General features: G+C 59.5%; 25 protein-coding genes and 1 other RNA gene. 6 read left to right on the top strand and 20 right to left on the bottom strand.

Annotated elements, in window-relative coordinates:
- Positions 1 to 21: 21 nt before the first annotated feature.
- From LGQ10_RS29700 to LGQ10_RS29635, 14 genes are all read right to left on the bottom strand, one after another.
- On the bottom strand, positions 22 to 474 hold the full coding sequence (locus tag LGQ10_RS29700; protein ID WP_226524033.1) for a Mor transcription activator family protein: 453 nt from the start codon (positions 472 to 474) through the stop codon (positions 22 to 24).
- The gene (locus tag LGQ10_RS29695) at positions 471 to 872 is read right to left on the bottom strand and encodes a gp16 family protein (RefSeq protein ID WP_226524032.1); all 402 of its coding nucleotides are present in this window, start codon (positions 870 to 872) and stop codon (positions 471 to 473) included. Before LGQ10_RS29695 ends, LGQ10_RS29700 begins: the two co-directional genes overlap by 4 nt.
- A complete protein-coding gene (locus LGQ10_RS29690; protein ID WP_226524031.1) occupies positions 869 to 1,549 on the bottom strand; it encodes a DUF2786 domain-containing protein in 681 nt (226 codons plus the stop codon). The genes LGQ10_RS29695 and LGQ10_RS29690 overlap by 4 nt, the downstream gene beginning before the upstream one ends.
- 33 nt (positions 1,550 to 1,582) lie before the next feature.
- Positions 1,583 to 1,993, bottom strand: coding sequence for a hypothetical protein (locus tag LGQ10_RS29685; RefSeq protein WP_226524030.1), 411 nt, complete (start codon positions 1,991 to 1,993; stop codon positions 1,583 to 1,585).
- 5 nt (positions 1,994 to 1,998) lie between these two features.
- Positions 1,999 to 2,071: hammerhead ribozyme type II (locus LGQ10_RS29680), an RNA gene on the bottom strand.
- Complete coding sequence (locus tag LGQ10_RS29675; RefSeq protein WP_226524029.1) at positions 2,070 to 2,303, bottom strand: hypothetical protein; 234 nt, start codon at positions 2,301 to 2,303, stop codon at positions 2,070 to 2,072. Before LGQ10_RS29675 ends, LGQ10_RS29680 begins: the two co-directional genes overlap by 2 nt.
- Before the next feature lie 42 nt (positions 2,304 to 2,345).
- Positions 2,346 to 2,990 carry a DUF3164 family protein gene (locus LGQ10_RS29670; protein WP_226524028.1) on the bottom strand — a complete coding sequence of 215 codons (645 nt, stop codon included), beginning with the start codon at positions 2,988 to 2,990 and terminating at the stop codon, positions 2,346 to 2,348.
- Positions 2,987 to 3,469, bottom strand: coding sequence for a hypothetical protein (locus LGQ10_RS29665; RefSeq protein WP_226524027.1), 483 nt, complete (start codon positions 3,467 to 3,469; stop codon positions 2,987 to 2,989). Before LGQ10_RS29665 ends, LGQ10_RS29670 begins: the two co-directional genes overlap by 4 nt.
- Complete coding sequence (locus tag LGQ10_RS29660) at positions 3,462 to 3,953, bottom strand: hypothetical protein (RefSeq protein ID WP_226524026.1); 492 nt, start codon at positions 3,951 to 3,953, stop codon at positions 3,462 to 3,464. Before LGQ10_RS29660 ends, LGQ10_RS29665 begins: the two co-directional genes overlap by 8 nt.
- Positions 3,953 to 4,438: a hypothetical protein gene (locus LGQ10_RS29655; protein ID WP_226524025.1), complete on the bottom strand. Its 486-nt coding sequence runs from the start codon at positions 4,436 to 4,438 to the stop codon at positions 3,953 to 3,955. Before LGQ10_RS29655 ends, LGQ10_RS29660 begins: the two co-directional genes overlap by 1 nt.
- A gap of 357 nt (positions 4,439 to 4,795) precedes the next feature.
- Positions 4,796 to 5,458, bottom strand: coding sequence for a hypothetical protein (locus tag LGQ10_RS29650; protein WP_226524024.1), 663 nt, complete (start codon positions 5,456 to 5,458; stop codon positions 4,796 to 4,798).
- Positions 5,459 to 5,583: 125 nt separating this feature from the next.
- Positions 5,584 to 6,306 carry an AAA family ATPase gene (locus LGQ10_RS29645; protein ID WP_226524023.1) on the bottom strand — a complete coding sequence of 241 codons (723 nt, stop codon included), beginning with the start codon at positions 6,304 to 6,306 and terminating at the stop codon, positions 5,584 to 5,586.
- 63 nt (positions 6,307 to 6,369) lie between these two features.
- Positions 6,370 to 8,415: a DNA-binding protein gene (locus tag LGQ10_RS29640; RefSeq protein ID WP_226524022.1), complete on the bottom strand. Its 2,046-nt coding sequence runs from the start codon at positions 8,413 to 8,415 to the stop codon at positions 6,370 to 6,372.
- Complete coding sequence (locus LGQ10_RS29635) at positions 8,408 to 8,752, bottom strand: helix-turn-helix domain-containing protein (protein ID WP_226524021.1); 345 nt, start codon at positions 8,750 to 8,752, stop codon at positions 8,408 to 8,410. Before LGQ10_RS29635 ends, LGQ10_RS29640 begins: the two co-directional genes overlap by 8 nt.
- 149 nt (positions 8,753 to 8,901) lie before the next feature.
- Between LGQ10_RS29635 and LGQ10_RS29630 the strand changes: the two genes are divergently transcribed.
- Positions 8,902 to 9,630, top strand: a complete 729-nt coding sequence (locus LGQ10_RS29630; RefSeq protein ID WP_226524020.1) for a S24 family peptidase — start codon at positions 8,902 to 8,904, stop codon at positions 9,628 to 9,630.
- 177 nt (positions 9,631 to 9,807) lie between these two features.
- Here the strand turns inward: LGQ10_RS29630 and LGQ10_RS31380 are convergent, their stop codons facing one another.
- Together LGQ10_RS31380 and LGQ10_RS29625 are read right to left on the bottom strand one after the other, a co-directional pair.
- Positions 9,808 to 9,942, bottom strand: coding sequence for a hypothetical protein (locus LGQ10_RS31380; RefSeq protein WP_264194085.1), 135 nt, complete (start codon positions 9,940 to 9,942; stop codon positions 9,808 to 9,810).
- Complete coding sequence (locus LGQ10_RS29625; RefSeq protein WP_226524019.1) at positions 9,933 to 10,838, bottom strand: DMT family transporter; 906 nt, start codon at positions 10,836 to 10,838, stop codon at positions 9,933 to 9,935. The genes LGQ10_RS31380 and LGQ10_RS29625 overlap by 10 nt, the downstream gene beginning before the upstream one ends.
- A gap of 153 nt (positions 10,839 to 10,991) precedes the next feature.
- On the opposite strand from LGQ10_RS29625, the gene LGQ10_RS29620 reads away from it, so the two are divergent.
- Together LGQ10_RS29620 and LGQ10_RS29615 are read left to right on the top strand one after the other, a co-directional pair.
- Positions 10,992 to 11,567 (top strand): helix-turn-helix domain-containing protein, encoded by a 576-nt coding sequence (locus LGQ10_RS29620; protein ID WP_226524018.1) that lies wholly within the window; start codon positions 10,992 to 10,994, stop codon positions 11,565 to 11,567.
- Between the two features lie 91 nt (positions 11,568 to 11,658).
- The gene (locus LGQ10_RS29615) at positions 11,659 to 12,105 is read left to right on the top strand and encodes a hypothetical protein (RefSeq protein WP_058438411.1); all 447 of its coding nucleotides are present in this window, start codon (positions 11,659 to 11,661) and stop codon (positions 12,103 to 12,105) included.
- 15 nt (positions 12,106 to 12,120) lie between these two features.
- Here the strand turns inward: LGQ10_RS29615 and LGQ10_RS29610 are convergent, their stop codons facing one another.
- The 3 genes from LGQ10_RS29610 to LGQ10_RS29600 all read right to left on the bottom strand — a co-directional run bounded on the left by LGQ10_RS29610 (position 12,121) and on the right by LGQ10_RS29600 (position 14,678).
- On the bottom strand, positions 12,121 to 12,537 hold the full coding sequence (locus LGQ10_RS29610) for a hypothetical protein (protein ID WP_226524017.1): 417 nt from the start codon (positions 12,535 to 12,537) through the stop codon (positions 12,121 to 12,123).
- A 326-nt stretch (positions 12,538 to 12,863) separates the two neighbouring features.
- Positions 12,864 to 13,667, bottom strand: coding sequence for an AraC family transcriptional regulator (locus tag LGQ10_RS29605; protein ID WP_226524016.1), 804 nt, complete (start codon positions 13,665 to 13,667; stop codon positions 12,864 to 12,866).
- 126 nt (positions 13,668 to 13,793) lie between these two features.
- Positions 13,794 to 14,678, bottom strand: coding sequence for a LysR substrate-binding domain-containing protein (locus LGQ10_RS29600; protein ID WP_226524015.1), 885 nt, complete (start codon positions 14,676 to 14,678; stop codon positions 13,794 to 13,796).
- A 227-nt stretch (positions 14,679 to 14,905) separates the two neighbouring features.
- Here LGQ10_RS29600 and ampC point away from each other — a divergent pair, with 227 nt between their 5' ends.
- The 3 genes from ampC (at position 14,906) to LGQ10_RS29585 (ending at position 17,949) form a co-directional block, all read left to right on the top strand.
- Positions 14,906 to 16,078 carry a class C beta-lactamase gene (gene ampC / locus LGQ10_RS29595; protein ID WP_226524014.1) on the top strand — a complete coding sequence of 391 codons (1,173 nt, stop codon included), beginning with the start codon at positions 14,906 to 14,908 and terminating at the stop codon, positions 16,076 to 16,078.
- A gap of 320 nt (positions 16,079 to 16,398) precedes the next feature.
- The gene (pcsA, locus tag LGQ10_RS29590) at positions 16,399 to 17,115 is read left to right on the top strand and encodes a phosphatidylcholine synthase (protein WP_058434219.1); all 717 of its coding nucleotides are present in this window, start codon (positions 16,399 to 16,401) and stop codon (positions 17,113 to 17,115) included.
- Between the two features lie 138 nt (positions 17,116 to 17,253).
- Positions 17,254 to 17,949, top strand: a complete 696-nt coding sequence (locus LGQ10_RS29585) for a hypothetical protein (protein ID WP_226524013.1) — start codon at positions 17,254 to 17,256, stop codon at positions 17,947 to 17,949.
- A 41-nt stretch (positions 17,950 to 17,990) separates the two neighbouring features.
- Here the strand turns inward: LGQ10_RS29585 and LGQ10_RS29580 are convergent, their stop codons facing one another.
- Positions 17,991 to 18,773 (bottom strand): sulfite exporter TauE/SafE family protein, encoded by a 783-nt coding sequence (locus tag LGQ10_RS29580; RefSeq protein ID WP_226524012.1) that lies wholly within the window; start codon positions 18,771 to 18,773, stop codon positions 17,991 to 17,993.
- Positions 18,774 to 18,944: the final 171 nt, after the last annotated feature.

The raw sequence follows: 18,944 nt of genomic DNA, 5'->3' as shown, positions 1-18,944 counted from the left end.
CGGGGCTTATTGAGATGTCGGTTAGTGCAACTGCTTTGGCACATCTTCGTACCCGAAGAGGTCTGGCTCTTGCTGCCGATGCAGTACGCGTTGACGCGCAATAATGTCATAAACAGCCTGACTGGACAGGTCAAACTTGCGGGCCAGTACATCAGGCCGCACGTTCTTCTCCCTCCAGGCGCGAAAGATCTCCGCGTCTCGCAATGCCCTACGCAATGTATCGCCGCGAGGGATATAAACAACAGAACCGCCCATGGTTTCGCATATCGCGTACACAACCGCTCGGGCGATATTCGGCACTTCGTCGAACTTGTCCGGCAACACTTGGCGCAACTTGTTCTCAGCAATACCGGCCATTTCAGTCAGCGTTCCTTCCCACCGTGCCAGCACCACCGCATCGTTCATATGCGCCAACACTTTAGCAGGGTCTAATTTATCGACCTCCCCACTTTCAAATAACTCTCCATTATTCATTGTCTTCTCCCATTTCGTTGTGCGTCCTTGGCTAGAGCAGTGACAACTCCCCGCAACTGCAATGAGTCAAGCCACTCCAGCCGCTCTACCTGGTACATCCGTTTTGCCATGCCGTCGCCGTACTCCCACGGTCGGCCGGCTTCAGCTAACTGAGCCTCGATCTTGCCAACCAGCTTTGCCCGGTCCGCCGTAGGCTTAGGTTTGGCCCGGCCTTTCTTTGGCTGCCATCCCAATCGTTCAAGCTCGCTCAGCACCGCCGCGACCTGGACCGGGCTCAAGTCCTTGGCTGATGATTTGCCCGTCACCCGACTCAGCAAGGAGCGGTAGGTTTCGTCATCGAGCGACAGCTCTTTCTTCGCGATGTGGATCTTGCTGAGTTGCTGGTTGCGCCTGTTCATGAGGCGCCCAACGCCAACGGCGCCTCAGTGGCCATGCCGTGATTCAGGCGCACATCAGCCGCAGCCAACACTCCATGCAGCGCATCTCCGATAGCCCGAATCCCAGCCTTGCGGCGAGTGGTGGCGTTGCGATCCCGTGGTTTCTGCTGCACCAGGTCTGGATAGTGGTGGGCCAGGTACTGCTCAACAGCCGGGGACAGCTTGGCCCCTGCGAAGGTTGCGACCTGCTCATAAACCGCGTGAACCCACGCCTCGCAGAACACATCGGCACGACGCACCTTTGTCGCCTGCTTGCAGTTCTTGAGTCGAGTCAGAGTGAAGTCGCGGCGCGCTTGGCGTACCTGGCGCAGCAGCACAGTCATGGTGTACCCAGCCACCTCAGCCATTTCGCCGATGAAGTTCCAGCGCCCAATCCCACTGGCAAAGATCACCTTGCAGGTGTAAGCCCTTGCCACGGTGTGAGCCAGTTGCGCCTCCCATTTCGCCGGGGTCCGCTTTGAACCAGCTACTGCGGTGCACTCAAGCACGTCCGCCATGTTCACGTCGGTCTGACCGATACCGTACTGCTGCATCAGCGCCTGAGCCTGGCGCATTGCTACAGCCGCTTCATGAGCGTTAGCACTGGTCGCCAGCCGTAGGCATTTCTTGATCTTGTCCAGGGCCTTGATACGGTCCATGTGATGTCCTATCTATCGCGAAGTTGTCGCCGCTCAGTGCAGGCGCTCAATGCTGGTGTTGTTGGCTTCAAGATGCTTCCTCAGCGAGTTGAAGTTTTTCCAGGACCAGTCATAGGTGATGAATTTTTGGGCGGCCTTTTTGTCAGCATCTCGCTTCCCGAAAACCTTCCGATAAGCCTCAAGCTCCTTCTTTTTGTACAGGCCGCGTTCGCTCTTGCGGTAGAAACGGCGCGTTTCTTCATGTTCGGTTTCGCCGGTTTTATGGTTGCAGCTGAGCCAGATACCCTTGAGGTATCCGTCGACGTAAACCGTAGTGCCCCAGGATTTCTTGCCTGACTCAATCATCTGCACCAGGTCAACTTCATAGTCATCGCACTTCAACTTCATAGACCCGTAAGGGGTACTCATCTGCTTTTTCAGTTCATCCCAGTCTGCTTGCTGCATGTCGTCCTCGGCTGCTCGTCAGTGCCCGGCCACCACGGCGGGCAGACCATCCCCGGTCAGGCCGGGGTGGTTTCGCTTAGTGGATAGTGGGTTTGGTCTGCAACAGCTCGCGGGTCGCCTTGCAGACCTCGCAGTCACAGCCAGGCATAGGCGAGCAGATTGGCAGCGCAATGCGCCCCAGCAGCTTTGCGCCATTAACCATGGCGTCGACCACACGACCCGCTGGGCTGCTGTGCAAATCTTTTTGGTTGTCGATGCTGATAGAAACAGCGCCTTCAGCGTCATCTACGGTGATTTGGAATTTAGCCATTTGGACTACTCTCTCGATTCGGGAATTGGTAGAAATCGGGGATCAATGCAGGGTCGACGACGCCTGGTCGTCGACGAAGATGCTTGCGACATCCAGCGGAATCGGTGCGTACTGATCTGACGTCCCGATGCGCTCATAGACCCGGATGTAGCTCTTCGAACCCACGACCTGGACGGCATCACCGATGGCCTGCATTGCGCGTTGCCAGCGCTCGTCCTCAATATCCAGTCGGCGCAGTCCGAGAACTCGGCCGGTGCTAATTTCCCCGGCCTTGTCCGTGCGGAATGCCTCATTCACCAACACGCGTACCTCGCTGCGAGCGTCTTGAGTCCACTCCGCTGCGCACTCGTCAATCAGAGCGCGGGCTGCCTGTAGGCGCTCGTCGAACTTGATCGAATCCTGCACCGCATGAATGATCTTGTAGCGCCCGTCAAACGACAGCAGGGTGACGTTTCCTTTCTTGCCACCAATGGTGGCCTTGTACTGCTCGGCCGACATTTCGACGAATGCCTTGATGTCGCCAAAGGCGGCTGCCTTGAACTGCGCCAGCGCTGCCGACACAGACTTAGCGCGGTCGACCAGCTCTCTGACCAGCTCGTCACGGGCCATGTCGATTGGTTTAACCAACTCCAGCGGCACCAAGTGACCTTTGGCATCTTTCAAAAAACCTTGAGGAACGTTACTCATTTGTCTTGTTGCTCCATAAATTGAGAATCCCGTTTATTCAGTTCCGCAGCGGTGACTTGTTGCGAGCGCTGCCGGGAGTATTCGAACTGCTTATCTGTCTTCAATGCGGTGACACGTTGAGTGCCGGCCCGCCCCTTGAGGGTCGCGACGATGTTGTCCAGCGCCGCATTACCGCTCTTCAACTGTTCAGTGCTTCGCTCTGGCTTCGGCAACGCCACCGGCAACTTGCGAGGTTTCAAATCACGCAGAAACCGAGCAGGTGACGGCCAGGTTTCGCAGCCTGCAAACAGTGACTCGAAAGTCGCCTTGATACGCTCAGCATCCAGCTCCTCATCCCACTGACGGTTCTTGGTGAGCGCGATCAGCCAGACATCGAGTGTCATAGTCACCGCATCTGCGGCGGGAGCACCGTCCAGACGCAGAGTGACTAACCCCTGAAGACCCGTGCCGATTGCTCGCACGAACCACTTTTCAGCCATTCATTCGCTCCTCAAGCGCAGCCACGGCCGTGGCTGTCGCGCTTTGCGGACGCGGGGCCAAGCGTGGCGGCTGCCTCATTTCTGGTGCCAAAATCGGCGTCACGGCGTTGGCCTGGTACTGGCTCATGACCTGATACAACCACCCATGACCCTTCAGCGGCGTTGCAAGGCGACCGGCTTCACGTGCAGCCAACGTCTGATCAATCGCCCAGATCCAACACTCAGGCGGTGCCTGAAAGACCTGTCCGCCACGCTCGATACGCTGAGACTGCAAGTCAGGCAGCAGCTCGCCCAGCAGCTTTGCCACTCGATCCATAGTCAGCTCTCGGGTTTCCGGCCGGAACAGGCCCAAGTAGCGCACCAAGGCATGCCCGAGAGAACCGGATAGCTTGAACGCCACCCCCAGCGCCTCACGAGCACCGTCGTGTGCAATCAGCGCATCGAGCGAAAGCGTCGCACCACAGTTCGGGCAACGAGTACGCATCAGTGCACCCCCAGCTTTCGGACTGTCAGCGAGCCACCGCAGGCCGACGCCATGGGTGCCGGGTGATTGCGGAACCAGTCAATTTGGGCAGTCGACCATTCCCCGCCTTCATCAGTCGGCGGCCGCATTTCGTCGTATGTCTCGACCGCATCCCGGAACCAGCGCGCTACTTTCTCCGAAGTGAAAAAGCGGATTGGCGTACCGTCCTTTGCCTCGACAACCCAAAGCGTCAGCACCGGGCACTGACCAGAAATGTCACATTTTTCTGAGCCCATTGAACCGAACGAAACTTCCGATGTCGCATCAACGCCAGAATTCACACTGCGATTTGGAATCAACGAAAAAAGTTGGTCTAACTGATCAGCTACATGACCAGCAGAGCGGTAGGACACCGCGAATCCGACACATTGACCAGCGAACATCAACTGAATCAGGCCAGGGCCTTTCAGGTGAATCTGAGTAGTTGGCTTAGTGCACTGTTGCATTGGCTTTTCCTCCACAGTTCGGGTTAAACGGGCACTGCTGGCAGACTCGCCAATGCTGCATTGCCTGTGGGTTATGGGTCGGTGCCTGGCGCTGGTAGAACCCCTGGCACTGTTCGACTGTCAGTGTGTCGCCAATGGCGACACACTCAATACGGCCGAGCACATCCATAACGCGCTTTTCAACGCGGACAGTGCTTGGGCTTGGGTATTTGTTTCCAAGAACTAGGCTCACCGCAGACCGACTCATACCGATCCGAGCCGCAGCCTTTGTTCTGTTAGTCGCAGTTACTTCCGCAGCGAGCAAGCGGATGAACAACGGCGGCTCATCCCCCCACTTCGAGATATTTACGGCTTTGTTCATTGCAAGCCCCCTGACTCTTCCTGTGAAGCCAACTCAAGCTGAGTTCGCTGCACCAAGTCAGTCGGAAGCAGGACAGGCCCCTTCGCAGTGCTTGCCAAGGTCAACCATTCGCCCAATAGCTCTCGGGTCCGCGCCAAATCGATACTGGGCTCAATCAAACTACGATCCGCGCCGGGCGAACCGGTCGTTTTCGTGTAAATCAGCCGATTGAGATTCGGGTCGTAAATCTGCAATGACTCAAGCTGCCGAATCTCCGGAGGGCGAGGACCGGTGTCTTTATTTGGGATGAGACGGAAAAACTCAGGAATCCCCCTGGGCCTATCACACGGAGTCTTAGCCAAATAACCAGCTTCACTAAGGGCATTCAGGTACTGTCTAACCTTTGTAGCCGTAAGCGACACCGTGCCAACCGACGCTGCACTTACTACATCCCGAACCGTTACATTCCCCCGAAGAATGCGAAGGGAACGCCAGATATTCTCTGTAGCCAGGTGGTCATAAGTGCGCTCACCTTTGTTATTGAGGCGCGGGTGTTCGGCGCCCTCATCCTTGACCAACTTGTAAAGGCGAGTTTTCCCCTTGCAATAATCATCCTCCACAATCTCGACCACACCCGCCTTTGTTAATGCATCAAGGTAACGAGCGATGTCATAAGGCATTTGATTACTACGCCTTGCGATATCGTGAACATTGAATCCTTGAGCCAAGACGCGCACTGCTTCCCACATACGCTGCTTTGGGCTCTTACCGCCTGAAACGATAAGTTGAGGGTTCCGGCCTGCCATTACACAGCCCTCCGGGTAGGGGCCTCACCCGTGTACCAACCACGCTTTCCCCAAGCTTTCAAATCCACTTGGTCAAGCATCATTGCCGAAGCTTCGGATTGGACCTTGTAGAGGTTCACCGCCACTCGACGTAGGCAGCCCTTAGTTGCGTTATTCAAATCAGACAACAGGTCATCTGCGAAACTGACACCTGGATAGTTGTCTCGCGCCAGTTGGCGCACATCGTCGAGAGTTGCTGCCTGTGCGGGAACCCACTCCAGCACACGATTATGTAAACGCTCTAAACGCTGAAGCGATGCTGGAACACGCTCTTCGCCGATAAGGACAATTGTTCCTTCGCTCGCGTTGTAGATATCTGTCAGCACATTCGCGACAGACTTATCCAGCAGATATTGCACATCATCGACTATCAATGGGCGACGCGAGGTGGAAAGCTGGACGGCGATCTGGTCAACCATTTCCGATAATGTGCGGCAAGGCAGTAGACTCATCTCCCGAAGAATGGCGTCCAGAAACGCTTTTTTACTCCATGTATCGCGACATTCGATGTAATAGCAACGATGCTGATTAGCGGAAAATGCCGCCGCAGCGCTCTTGCCATAACCACTTGGCCCATACATAGCCACCAGTCCTGGCAGCCCTACTGGACGCGCCATAGCGCGACTCATTGCGCCGGACAACAGACCGACATTTGTCAAAGGAACAATTTTCGCTACACTCACTGTGCTTCTCCTATCTAGTCCGGCGTGCTGCAACACGCCGACTTCCTTTAGGCGGGGATATCTTTATCCCGCGTGTTGTTGAAATACTTCTTGCATCGCAATGAAGTCCTGGTGGTTTGGGTATCGCTCATGCCACCGGGCTTCTTCTTGGCTAAGCTCTTCCCCAGCCGTTTTCTTCTGATCCAGTTGAATCCAAAGCCTGTATCGCGCCACGTCATCGCCAGGAATCACGAATTCCGGGCGCTGCTGCTCTAATGACTTTGCGTACTCTCTTGCAGCCTCCAGAGCCTCCACCGAAAGGTTTGCGGGCGGCGCTGTGGTAGGTGCGATCATCTCGACCCGGCGACCTGTCAACGTTTCCAGCTTATCTACCGAGCGCTTGACCTGACCCTGCTCACGCTTGGCCCGGCTCTTTTCCACCATGCTCATTGGCATGTAATCCGATGAGTTACCATCCAATCGGGCTTCACCGATCAACTCGCCGTCTAACGCATATGCCCACACACGCTCAGCATCTCTAACGTCATATGCCAGCCGTATTTCTTGACCATGCAAGGACCGAAGACCATCAAGGAAATAGGTCTGGCTCATCCATTGGATTTCGCCACGATGGGTTTTCCTGATCACTTGCGGTCGCATCAACGACTCAACCAGTTCCGGGGTAGCGACTATCGGCTCCCAGCCTTGATCAATCGCTGCCTGCCAAGCTTCGTCGGGGCTTGGATGCCGCTGAATCCCTGTGTAAGGGTCACGAATCTTTTGTAACCCTCGGTGTGGTGTTCTGTTGTAGGTAGAGATTTCATCCTCAACCCCAGCCATAAACTCCCCAAAGGTCGGCATCAAACGAGTGGCGCCAGTCTCCTTGAGCTGCTTGCGACCCAGGCGGTGCACTCGGGTCCCCGCATGCTTGTCCATTTCGGCACCGATGTAGCTCGTCAGTTTCTTGGCTGCCCGAACCCATATGGTCTGGTGCCCTCGCTCCGAAAGCCCTCGTGCCTGGCTGTTATAGGGGATCGAATGCTGCATGGTGCCGCCCAGCCGATCGACCACCTCTCGAACCATGTCGTTGTCGAAGCCAGAGCCGTTGTCGACATAAAAAATGCCGAACATGCATTTACGCACTGCATCCCGCAGGGCATCGAGCACTCCAATTGCCGACTCGGCCTCACCCACGGAAATGCCGACCACACGACGCGTAGCCACATCCAGGACAGTAGTAATCTCCGGCCTGTAAGGTTTTCCCGTAATTGGGTTGATAACTTCCGCGTCGAACTTGTGGCCGTCAGCTGTATACACATCACCAGGAAACAGATGTTTTGTGGTCCGACGCCGGAATGGCTGGAGCATTTTTAGTTCTTGAGCGCTCATCCGGCCGGCTTGCAGGGCTTCAGGGGACAGTTTTTTCAGAAAGCGCTGGACAGCGTGAATGCTAGGTAACGTGCCCTTATAGCCACGCGCAAACTCGGTGTAGCTTGCCGCAATGCTGGGCTTGGTTGGTCTCTGGTAGCACCTGAGAAAATCCTTCGCCCATTCAGGAACAGTTAGGCCCTGCCTCTGGCGCAACGGAGCAAGTCCCGCCTCCCCATTAACACGATACGCAGCGATCCAACGCTTGAGAGTGCGTTCAGAAAGGGCACGGTCATCCGATTTCTTGTGGTTCGCCAATTCAAGGCGGTTCATTAGGTACGGACTAAGGGCGCCGTCATGGGACTGCCTCACCAGAATTTCTATCGCCCGCTTTTGGGAACTGACGGCGCTCATCCGTTCGATTTCACGGATGAAACAAAGCCGGGCGATCATGACTTCTCGCTGAACATCATTCAGCCGTGACACCGACTTAGGTATTACCGATTCAGTTCTAGCCGCTAAAACTACTTGCGACACAACAGGGGCTAACGCTTCTGTTGGCCTTGCCTCAGCAACCGATTGAGCCATCAAGGCCGCCTGGGTTTCGACTGGCAAGCAGGAGAATGGATACTCCAATGCCTTGCTTCCGGTACGTTTCTGACCTTCCCACCCGAGGCGCGCAGCAAGCTTTCGGATGCCAGGCACTGTGCCTGGAAGCCCCGGAAGTCCTGCAAGCTCTTGCAACGAATACCAATTACGCATCGGAGTCTTTCCGCTGGGTTTTACTGTGACCAACCGGACCTTTTTCGGTATGCTTTCGATATACCGAATTGGACTCAGCTCGGTTCGGACGCTGGCGAATGGGCAAGCCGCCATCTTTCCAGCGTTCCGGCCAAATTTGGACCGGCTCAAGCCCGAGGGCCTTGGCGATTGCCCGCTCCACACTCGGATACGGCCGTTTCTTCGCGTTGCGGATCGCCCGATCATTCAGGCCATGTTCTCGCGCCAGCTCGGCAAGATTTGTTCCGCGTAGTCGGAGCTGGAATTTGATCCACTCCCAGCGGCTTTCGATATCAAGCGGTATGTCGAAGGGTTTCATTGCATAACCATCGTCTAAGGGTGGTTTTTTTCGGCCCTCTAACGGCCGGTTCAGGACAATATATCCCGTATACGGGACTTGGTAAACCGAATTCGGGAGTTTTTATTCCGAATTTGGGTCTCTATATCGAGGGCACTGGGAAAAAACCCGTGGAATCAGTGACTTACACAGAAAAGAAACATCCTCCACGTGGCGAAAATGCGGTTTCTTTTCCGAATACGGGAATAGAAACCCGTATTGCGGCGGTGGCTGACCTTTTTGAATCCCGAAAACAGGCTGCCGCAGCTGCGAATGTGGGATTGTCGTCGCTTCACCGCTGGATCGCGGGGGAAGGCGTACCAGCGTTTAACTCGCTGGCACTTCTTGCGTCTGCGGTAGGGGTATCCCTGGACTGGATCGCGTCAGGGCGAGGCGAGATGCTGCCCAGTGAGAGACAGCCAGAACATGCAGAGGATGAAGACACTTACGCCTACGTCCCTTTATATGATGCTTACATCAACCAGGGTCATGCCGCATGGAGCGAGGGCGCCCGCATCCTGACCATGCTAGCGTTCACCAAGTACAGCTTGCGCAAAAAGGGCCTGACGCCCTCGGAGCTTGCCGCAGTACGCGTAGACGGCGATTCAAACGAGCCATTTATGAAGGACGGCGACACGGTTATGGTGGACCTTTCCCGCAATGTCATCCAAGGAGAAGGGGTTTATGTGATCCGCCTTGATGACTTGCTCTACGCCAAGCGGCTACAGCGCCAGTTGGACGGCGGCGTCATGGTTATTAGCGCCAACACAGCCTACCCGCCGATCAGCGTGTCGGCAGACCGCTTGGAACGCTTACAGGTGGTTGGCAGGGTAGTCTGGTCAGGCGGATGGATGATCTGAGCACTAGCGCCAAAAGGCCCGCTTAAAACGGGCCTTTTCATTCTCACTACGGAATTTTGCTTTCGCACCTCATTTGGCACTGATATTTCCTACCTAACAGGCTCCACCCCCCGTCTTTCCTACCTCACCCTGTTTCTTCCCTCTTCTTCCCACCAGTTTCCTTTAGTGCCATATCTCTCACTGCCTCACAAACAGGTGGGTCTGGCCGGCCACCAGCCAGTCCCCCAGGCACGGTTGCAGGTGCGCCAGGCAATACAGGAGTTGCCATGCCTGGGCATAGGGAAAATCCAGCAGGCGCAGGCTTAATCCCATGTTGCATCGTGTCGGCGAACGCCGTTCAAGCGCAGGCTCCAGCCGAGGTTGAGTCCGGCGGCCGCCAGGAGGATCGCCACGCCGCCCAGGATCTGCAGCCCGTCCAGCCGGTGATCGAAGGCCAGCCAGTCCACCAGCACCGCCATCAATGGGTAGATGAACGACAAGGCCCCCACCAGCACCGTGGACAGCCGCTGGATGGCCCCATAAAGCAAGGTCGACATCAGCCCGGTGTGAATCACCCCGATCGTCATCAAGTAGATCCACGCCTCCCCGGCCGGAACCGCGCGGGCCCCGAGCGCGAAGGGAGCGCTGAGCAGCAGGCCGACCAGCATCTGGATCAGCACGATCAAGGGTGCAGGAACCTCGCGCAACTGCTTGGTGGTCGCCGCGGCAATGGCATAGAAGAAAGCCGCGCCCAAAGCCAGCAGGATGCCGACCAGGTAGTTGCCCTCGCCCCTCCCCGAATCAGGCCGAGCGCAGACGATGAACAGCATCCCGGCGAATGCCAGGGCCAGCCAGCCGAACTTGCCCAGCGTCAGGCGTTCGCCGAACAGCAGCGCGCCCAAGCCCACCAGCATGAACGGCTGGGTGTGATAGACCACCGTGGCCACTGCAATCGACGCCTGGCTGTAGGCACTGAACAGCAGCATCCAGTTGAGCATCAGGGCGCAACCGCCCAGGGCGATCAGCGCCAACTGCCGCCCGCTCAGGCGCAGGCCGCGCAACAGGCCCAGGGCGGCGCAGGCCAGCAGCATCGCCAGTGCTCCGAAGACACAGCGCCAGAACACCACGATCCAGGGCGCCTGTCCCGAACCCACCACCAGCCAGCCCACGGTGCCGGAAATCACCATGGCCGCGACCATCTCCAGGGTTCCCCGAGTCTTCATATCCATCCTGTGCGTCCCGCTTGCCGGCGCCAGCGGCGCACCGGCATGAGAAACTCCGGGGCGCAGCGAGCACTATTCATTAAAATGAACGATCGACCGCCATAATGAACATCCCGAATTATGCCCGTCAAGCCTTTCAAGGATGATTTAATAGACGCCATGAACGATAAAACGAACGACCTGCCGCATTCCTCCCCCATCGGCCTGCTGGCCATGGCGATCAAGCGCGAGCGCCTGAACGCTGGGCTGTCCGTCTCGGAATTGGCCAAGCGGGCCGGGGTGGCGAAATCCACGCTGTCGCAATTGGAAGGCGGGGTGGGCAACCCCAGTATCGAGACCCTGTGGGCCCTGGCCATGGCCATGGGGTTGCAAGTCACCCGGTTCCTGGAACAGCCCACACCGCAGTTGAAGGTGATCCGCGCCAACGAAGGCGTGACCGTGCACGCCGAGGACGCCCCCTACGCCGCAACGCTACTGGACAACTGCCCGCCCGGCGCCCTGCGCAACCTCTACCGAGTGCTCGCCCAACCCGGTCGGCAACGCCTGTCCCGGGCCCACCCGCCGGGCACGGTGGAGCATGTTCTGCTGTGTCGCGGCCGGGCCCTGGCCGGCCCCCTGGATCAGCCCCTGTGCCTGGAACCCGGGGACTACATCAAGTACAGCGCCAGCAGCGCCCACCTGTTCGAGGCCCTGGAGCCCGACACCCTGGCGCTGATCGTGATGGAACACCCCTAGGCACCGGGACCGGGCCACGGCAAAACAGGCATTTATCCGGGCGGCCAATTCTGGAATCATCAGGGTTTTGCCGCCACAGGACCGAGCCTCGATGCCACCTCTACCCCGCCTGGCCACTGCCCTTCTCGGCCTGCTGCTGGGCAGCCTGGCCGCCAATGCCGCCCAGGCTCCCGAACCCCATATCTACTACAGCATGGTGCCCGGCCATTACCTGTTCATCGGCAAGGAGCCCGACGGTGGCCCGACCTATTCCGGCACGGCAGTGATCCGCTTCGAAAACCAGGCCCTGACCCTGGTCAAAACCCTCAATGGCCAGACCACCACGGCCATTGGCAAGGTGGAACGGGCAGTGATGGGCGAGGCCAACGTGTTGCGCTTCAGTTGGCCGGGACACAGCTCCACCTGCCTGGTGCGTGGCGACCTGGACAACTACTCGCGCCTGACCTGCTACTGGGTCAAGGCCGGTATCGAGCACCTGGAGCCTGGCCTGGAAGCCTACTTCCCCACGGAAACTTGGCCCGGCCACCAGCACGAGTAACGGTCGCGCTCGTCTCTACCAATTGTGCTGGTTGTTGCGTGATGAGCTGAGCAGTTGCTGGGCCAGGTGCACCGCTGACAGGGGCGAGGCGCTGTGCAGCAAGGGATAACCCCAGAACTTCTCGTAATTGCCGGCAAAGGCCTCGACGCCGGCCCGGGCTTGCGGGTCCGGGGCGATCACGATCATCGCCTTGATCCAGCGCCGGATCGTTGCCTTGTTGCGTTTCATCCACAACGCCCCCTGCTTGAGCCGGGCCCGGCTTTGCTCGCTGGCACGCTCCTGTGGATCGGGCATGCCCTCGCTCAACAAGACGAAGGCATGCCCGCGCGTCATGAGTTGTTCGAGTTGCTGGAACGGGTCGGTTTCAAACGCCGGGTCCGGGGCGGCATGACGCATCCAGACCATGGGAAAATGCTGGTGATCGAAGTACATGGGACACCTCTCGAAAGAGCTTAAACAAGAATCACTATCATCTTCGAGAGAAAAAATGTCTGCATCAGTCAATATCGACAATTTATTGATCAATCCAGCCAAAGCTGGGCATTCCACATCCAGCGACCTTAGATCCCAGACGGTCGGCCGATCGCTGAAGGCCCTGCGGGCCTTGGCGCAGCCTCGCAAGCTCGACAGCGGCTACAGATCGCACCGCCGCTTCGTGTAGCCGCTGCCGCAGGCTGCGCACGGGCGCGTAGCGCTCGTAAATCCCAGGTGGCCGGCCAGGTGCCGCAGCGGTTACAGGGGATACGGGGTAAGCGTGTTCACAGGTCGTGGTCCAGGATCTGTCGGCGTTCGGTAAAAAACCGCCCCGGGGGCTGGCCCACGGCCTTCTTGAACATGCGGATGAAGGCACTGGCGCTGTCGTAGCCCAGGGTCAGCGCCACTCGCTCCACCGAGTCGCCGCGTCCCAATTGCTTGAGCCCCAGCAGGATATGCAACTGGCGCTGCCACCGACCGAAACTCAGGCCGGTTTCGGCCAGGATCAGGCGACTCAGGCTGCGCTCGCTGAGACCGATCAGTTCGCCCCACTGCTCGAGACTATGGCGCCGTTGCGGCTGCTCGAGGATCTGCTGGGCCAGACGGCGCAACTGGGCGTGGCGGGGCATGGGCAAGTGGATCTGCTCCCTGGGAGCAACGGCCAGTTCGTCCAGGGCCACCGCCATCAGCCGCCCCTCGGCGCCGTCCAGGTTGTACAACTGCGGCAACTGCGCGCAACGCCGCAACAGCTCCTGCAACAGCGGTGACACCGCCAGGGTGCAGCAGGCATCGGGCAGGTCCCGAGCCTGTTCCGGCTCGACGAACAGGCAGTACCCCTGGGCATGCTCCAGCCCCTGGACCCGATGGGCGATGCTGCTGGGAATCCACACGGCGCACTGCGGTGGGGCCAACCAGAGGCCCTCGGCGCTTTCACAAATGAACACCCCGGCCAGTGGAAACAGCAACTGCGCCTTGCGGTGACTGTGCCAGGGCTGCTCCCAACGCTCCGCCTGGGCCGAGATCCGCAAAGCGCACACCGGACGCGGGATGGCGTCCGGATCCTGAAGTTCGTCTTGCTGGTTGAACATGGCAGCCTGCCCTCACGTCTCGTGGCTCGATGCCCCTGGCGGCGACCAAGGCTGCGCGGCACGGCCAGGCATTGTGCCCAGCATCCAGGCCCTGGCCAAGGGCGATCCATGGAGCCGCAGAAGTTCTCAGGGAACGTGACGGGCCATCTGCTCCAGCAGCCAGCCCCTGAAGGCCGTCATCGCAGCGGTCTCGGCCCGGGATTGCAGGCGGGTCAGCCAGTAGCTGCCGGTGACGATACCCACAGCGAAGGGCTGCTCCACGGCGCCACTGGCCAGTTGCCGCTCGAACATCAGGGGCGGCGCCAGGGCCACGCCCATGCCCTGCAGGGCGGCTTCGAGCATGCCCAGGGACGAATCGAAAACGATGCTCTGGGGCAACAGCGCATGGGCTCCCAGACCTGCTGCCTGGAACCATTGCGGCCATTCATCGGTGCGGTAGGAACGCAACAGGGTCTGCCCCAACAGGTCCGAGGGGGTCTGCAATTGGCGGGCGATCTCGGGGATGCACAACACCGACAGCGGCGCCTGCATCAGCTGCATCGCATCAGTGCCGTGCCAGGCCCCGCTGCCAAAACGGATGGCATAGTCCAGGCCCTCGGCCGCCACGTCCACCCGGTTGTTGTTGGTGCTCAGGCGCAGGTCGATGTAGGGGAAACGCGCCTGGAAATCCGCCAGGCGCGGTAGCAGCCAGCCCACGGCAAAGGTGCCCACCGCCCCCACCGTCAGCACTTCGCGATAATGTCCGCCGTCGAAGCGCCCCAGGGTCTGGGCGATGCGGTCGAAGCATTCGCGCAGCACCGGCAGCAGGGTCTCGCCTTCGCTGGTAAGCATCAGCCCCCGGGGCAAGCGCTTGAACAAGGTGACGTTGAGCTGCGTCTCCAGGCTCTTGACCTGGTGGCTGACGGCGGCTTGGGTCACGCACAGCTCGATGGCCGCGCGGGTAAAGCTCAAATGGCGCGCCGAGGCTTCGAAGGCTCGCAGCGCATTCAACGGCAAATGAGGACGAAGCATACCGATACCTTAATTTTTCTAATGGCTCCTGCGAAATATCGTCGTTTGTCGATCACACGCAGACTGCCTAGATTAGCCTCGCTCGCTCAGCACCCTGCCCGCTCCTGCCAGCCAGCAAACCTGCACGAGTCACGTGTCCTGGGGGTAGCCAAACAGCCCCCCAAGGTCGGAGAGCCGCTTGGAACACCGCGGCCAAAACAATCAGAACACATGGAAAACCAGCCATCATGCGGCAAACAACCTTGACCGGATTGACCCTGACCAGCGCCTGCGCGCTGCTCCTCGGCGCCTCCCAGGCCCTGGCCGGAACCAGCGCCGACCTCTCATTGAAAACCACCGTTGACGCCACCATCCGCCCCCTGATGCACCAGCAGGGCATCCCCGGCATGGCGGTGGCGATCATGAGCAACGGCCAGCGACATTACTTTAACTACGGTGTTGCGTCCAAGGACAATCAGCAGCCGGTGGACAACGACACCCTGTTCGAGGTGGGGTCGGTGAGCAAGACCTTCACTGCCACCCTGGGCGCTTATGCCCAGGCCAGCGGCAAGCTGGCCCTGCAGGACATCGCCAGCCAGTACCTGCCAGCCCTGCGCGGCAGCGTCTTCGACGGTGTCAGCCTGCTGCAACTGGCCACCTACACCGCCGGTGGCCTGCCGCTGCAATTCCCTGACGAAGTCCAGGGCGAAGCCAAGACCCAGGACTACTACAGCACCTGGAAACCGCGCTTCGAACCCGGCACCCAGCGTCAGTATTCCAACCCCAGCATCGGCCTGTTCGGCTACCTGGCTGCCCGCAGCCTGGGCCAGCCATTCGACCAGTTGATGGAGGGCACGCTGTTTCCCAAGCTGGCCCTCAAGCACAGCTACATCCACGTACCCAAGGACCAGTTGAAGCACTATGCCCTGGGCTATGACAAGCAGGACAAGCCGATACGCCTCGGCTCCGGCCCCCTGGATGCCCAGGCGTACGGGGTGAAGACCAGTGCGCCGGACCTGTTGCAGTTCGTTGCCGACAACCTGCAGCCGGGCGAGCTCGACGACACCCTGCAAAAAGCCCTGGCCAGCACCCAGAGCGGCTACTACCAGGTAGGCGACATGACCCAGGGCCTGGGCTGGGAACGCTATGCATACCCTGTACCCCTGGCGCGCCTGATGGCCGGCAACTCATCGCAGATGGCCCTCGAACCCCACCCGGTGCAATGGCTGAACCCGGCCCAGCCGCCCAAGACCGACGCGCTGTACAACAAGACGGGGTCCACCAACGGCTTCGGTGCCTACGTCCTGTTCGTGCCGGGCAAGCAGATCGGCATCGTGCTGCTGGCCAACAAGAATTACCCCAATGAGGAGCGGATCAGGGCCGCCCACGCCATTCTCGGAGCCCTGGACAGCGCCAGGTAACGGATCGCAACCTGACGCCCAGCACCGCGGCATGACCAGACGCCACGCGCCGACAACGGCAGCGTGGCGCCTGGCTTGTCGCCTCGGCCGTGGCGCCTAGACTCAAGGAATCCCCTCGACCGTTTACCCGGGCGACGTTGGACAAAGGTGGATTTATCGCGCCACGACATGGCTCCAGCGCCCCAGGAATGTCAGGGCCCGGGCCTGTGCGCTGAACCTTCCACGCCGCTTTCCGGTCGATAACTGCAACCAGGCCCGGGGTGCCGGCGTGTTCGCGCCGGTGACCGGCCGGGTACTTCAGCCGCCGGAGAGACGCCCCCGTGATCACGACAATGCAAATCGCCAGAATCAAAGCCTGGGGTGCCCATGGCTTCACCGCGACCGGAGTGGTCAGCGCCCTGCTCGCGACCCTGGCGCTGTTCGATAACCAGCCCAAGGCCTGCCTGTTGTGGCTGGGAGTGGCGCTGCTGGTGGATGGTGTCGACGGCTCCCTGGCACGCAAGGTCAAGACCAGCTCGGTGCTGCCCAACATCGACGGTTCGGTACTGGACCTGGTGATCGACTACCTGACCTACGTGTTCATCCCGGCGCTGTTCATCTACCGCTACATTCCCCTGCCGGAATACAGCGCCCTGCTGGCCACCTCGCTGATCCTGCTATCGTCGCTGCTGTGCTTCTGCAACGTCAACATGAAGAGCCACGACAATTACTTCCAGGGATTCCCCGCAGCCTGGAACGTGGTCGCCCTGTGCTTCTACCTGATCGAGCCGGGCCCCTGGACGAGCCTGCTGAGCATTTTCATCCTGGCCCTGCTGACGGCGACCCGGGTGCAGTTCCTGCATCCGTTCCGGGTGCGCAAGTGGATGCCGCTGAACATCATCGTCACCTTCGTCTGGTTGCTCAGCGGCGCCCTGCTGATTCTCGGCCACCCGCAGCACAACCCGGCGATCATGGGCCTGTGGCTGGCCGCCTCGGCCTATTTCCTCGGGATCTGCCTATGGCGCTCGGCGCAGGAGTGGCTGGGCAAGGGTTCTTGAAGCGACGCCATCAACAATGACTTTAGAGAGGGAAGGAGGCTGAGGCCTCCTTCCCTCATGTCTGCGCTCGCAACTTCCATTCAGCCCATGATGCGTATCCGGTAGGCTGTCGACAACGACTGCCGAGCCAGGAAACACATGAGCCACCTGCCACTTATCGATCTTTATCCCATCAGCGATGAGCCACCCTCGCCATGGGAAGTCAGCTTGCATCAAGCGGCTCTCCAGAACGGTTGGCCCACCCAGCCATTAAGAGAACAGCAGACAGTCAACGATGCCCGGGAACTGGTCATCCATACCCTGCACCACTACTCACTCTCGGGAATCATCAGTGAGCTGCACCGCCAGCTCAAAGCCCACCCTCATCTGCAGCAGGCCAAGTCGGAAATGCCCTACCTGAAGGATTCCGAGCCACTGCGGCAGTATCAAAAAGGCTCGGACAAGTTTCCTTTGGCGACGTTGAACGATGAAGTCAGGCGCCACGGCAAACTCCTGGCTCCCCGCCAGGTGCTGTTCCACGGTGGCTCCTGCGGGCCAAATGATGTCGAATCCTTCGTCACCAACCGTCCGTTATCGACCTCGCTCTGCCCACAGATAGCCGCCTGGCATGCCTACAACGACCTGCTGCCTGCCCCCAACCCTGCCCCCGCGATATGGATCCTGGAAGCTCCTTATGGCAACAAAAAAGCGGTGATCTACCGCAAAGGCGGGGCAGGCATGGAAAATGAACAGGAGGTTCTGATCGAGTCGGGTGCCACCATCAGCCCCTGGCGCCAGTTCAACGTCCGCACCCCATCGGCCAACGTCCTGGTGATCGAAGCGACCTTGACCTGAGAGAGACGGGGTGCGGCATGACGGGTGCCCGGCGCTAAAGGTCAGAACGCCAGCTTGTAGCCGATGGAAAACAGCATAACCGCCAGGCACGGACGCAGGATCTCATCGGAGATCCGGCCGGTCATGTGGCTGCCGAGCCAGATGCCTGGCAGCGACCCCATCAGCAGGAAACCCAGCAGGTGCCAATCCATGTTGCCCATGCTGGCGTGGCCCAGGCCCGCCACCAGGGTCAGTGGCACGGCATGGGCGATCTCGGTGCCCACCAGGCGCTTGGTCGCCAGGAACGGATAGAGCAGGAACAGCGCCACGGTGCCCAGGGCCCCGGCGCCGATGGACGTCAGGGCAACCATGCAGCCCAGGATCAACCCGGTCACCACGGTGAGGAGTTTGAGGCCCCTGGGGCTTGGCCGGTAGTCGCCGCCATGGCGCTGGGCGAAGGCCATGAGCCTTTTCTTGAACACGATGGCCAGGGCCGTCAGCAGCAGGACCACCCCCAGCCCCTGCTTGATCACCGCATTGAGGGACTGGGGATCGGTGTGCAGGTTCTTCAGGAACCACAGGGTCAGCAGCACCGCCGGCACGCTGCCCAGGGTCAGCCAGCCGGTGATGCGCCAATCGATGTTGCGATGCTTCTGATGCACCAGCACGCCACCGGACTTGGTAATGGCGGCATACAGCAGGTCGGTGCCCACGGCCGTGGCTGGATTGATCCCGAACCACAGCAGGATCGGGGTCATCAACGAACCGCCCCCCACCCCTGTCATACCCACGATGAACCCGACGATCAGGCCTGCGACGACAAAACCGAAATTACCCACATCCATCAAATAAAGCCCTACACATCACGCGGCCAGGTGAAAAACTGGCGGCAGCATAGCGGCTAAAGCTTATGACCATTTATATGAATAAAATCTAACGTTATAACCGGCCAACCCGCTTCAATGCGCCAGGCGCATGCCACGGCAGCGCTGCTTGCATCCCGTACACGGCTACAC

This window comes from Pseudomonas sp. L5B5, from assembly GCF_020520285.1.
Lineage (GTDB): Bacteria > Pseudomonadota > Gammaproteobacteria > Pseudomonadales > Pseudomonadaceae > Aquipseudomonas.
This window is presented reverse-complemented; position numbering and strand designations above follow the sequence as displayed.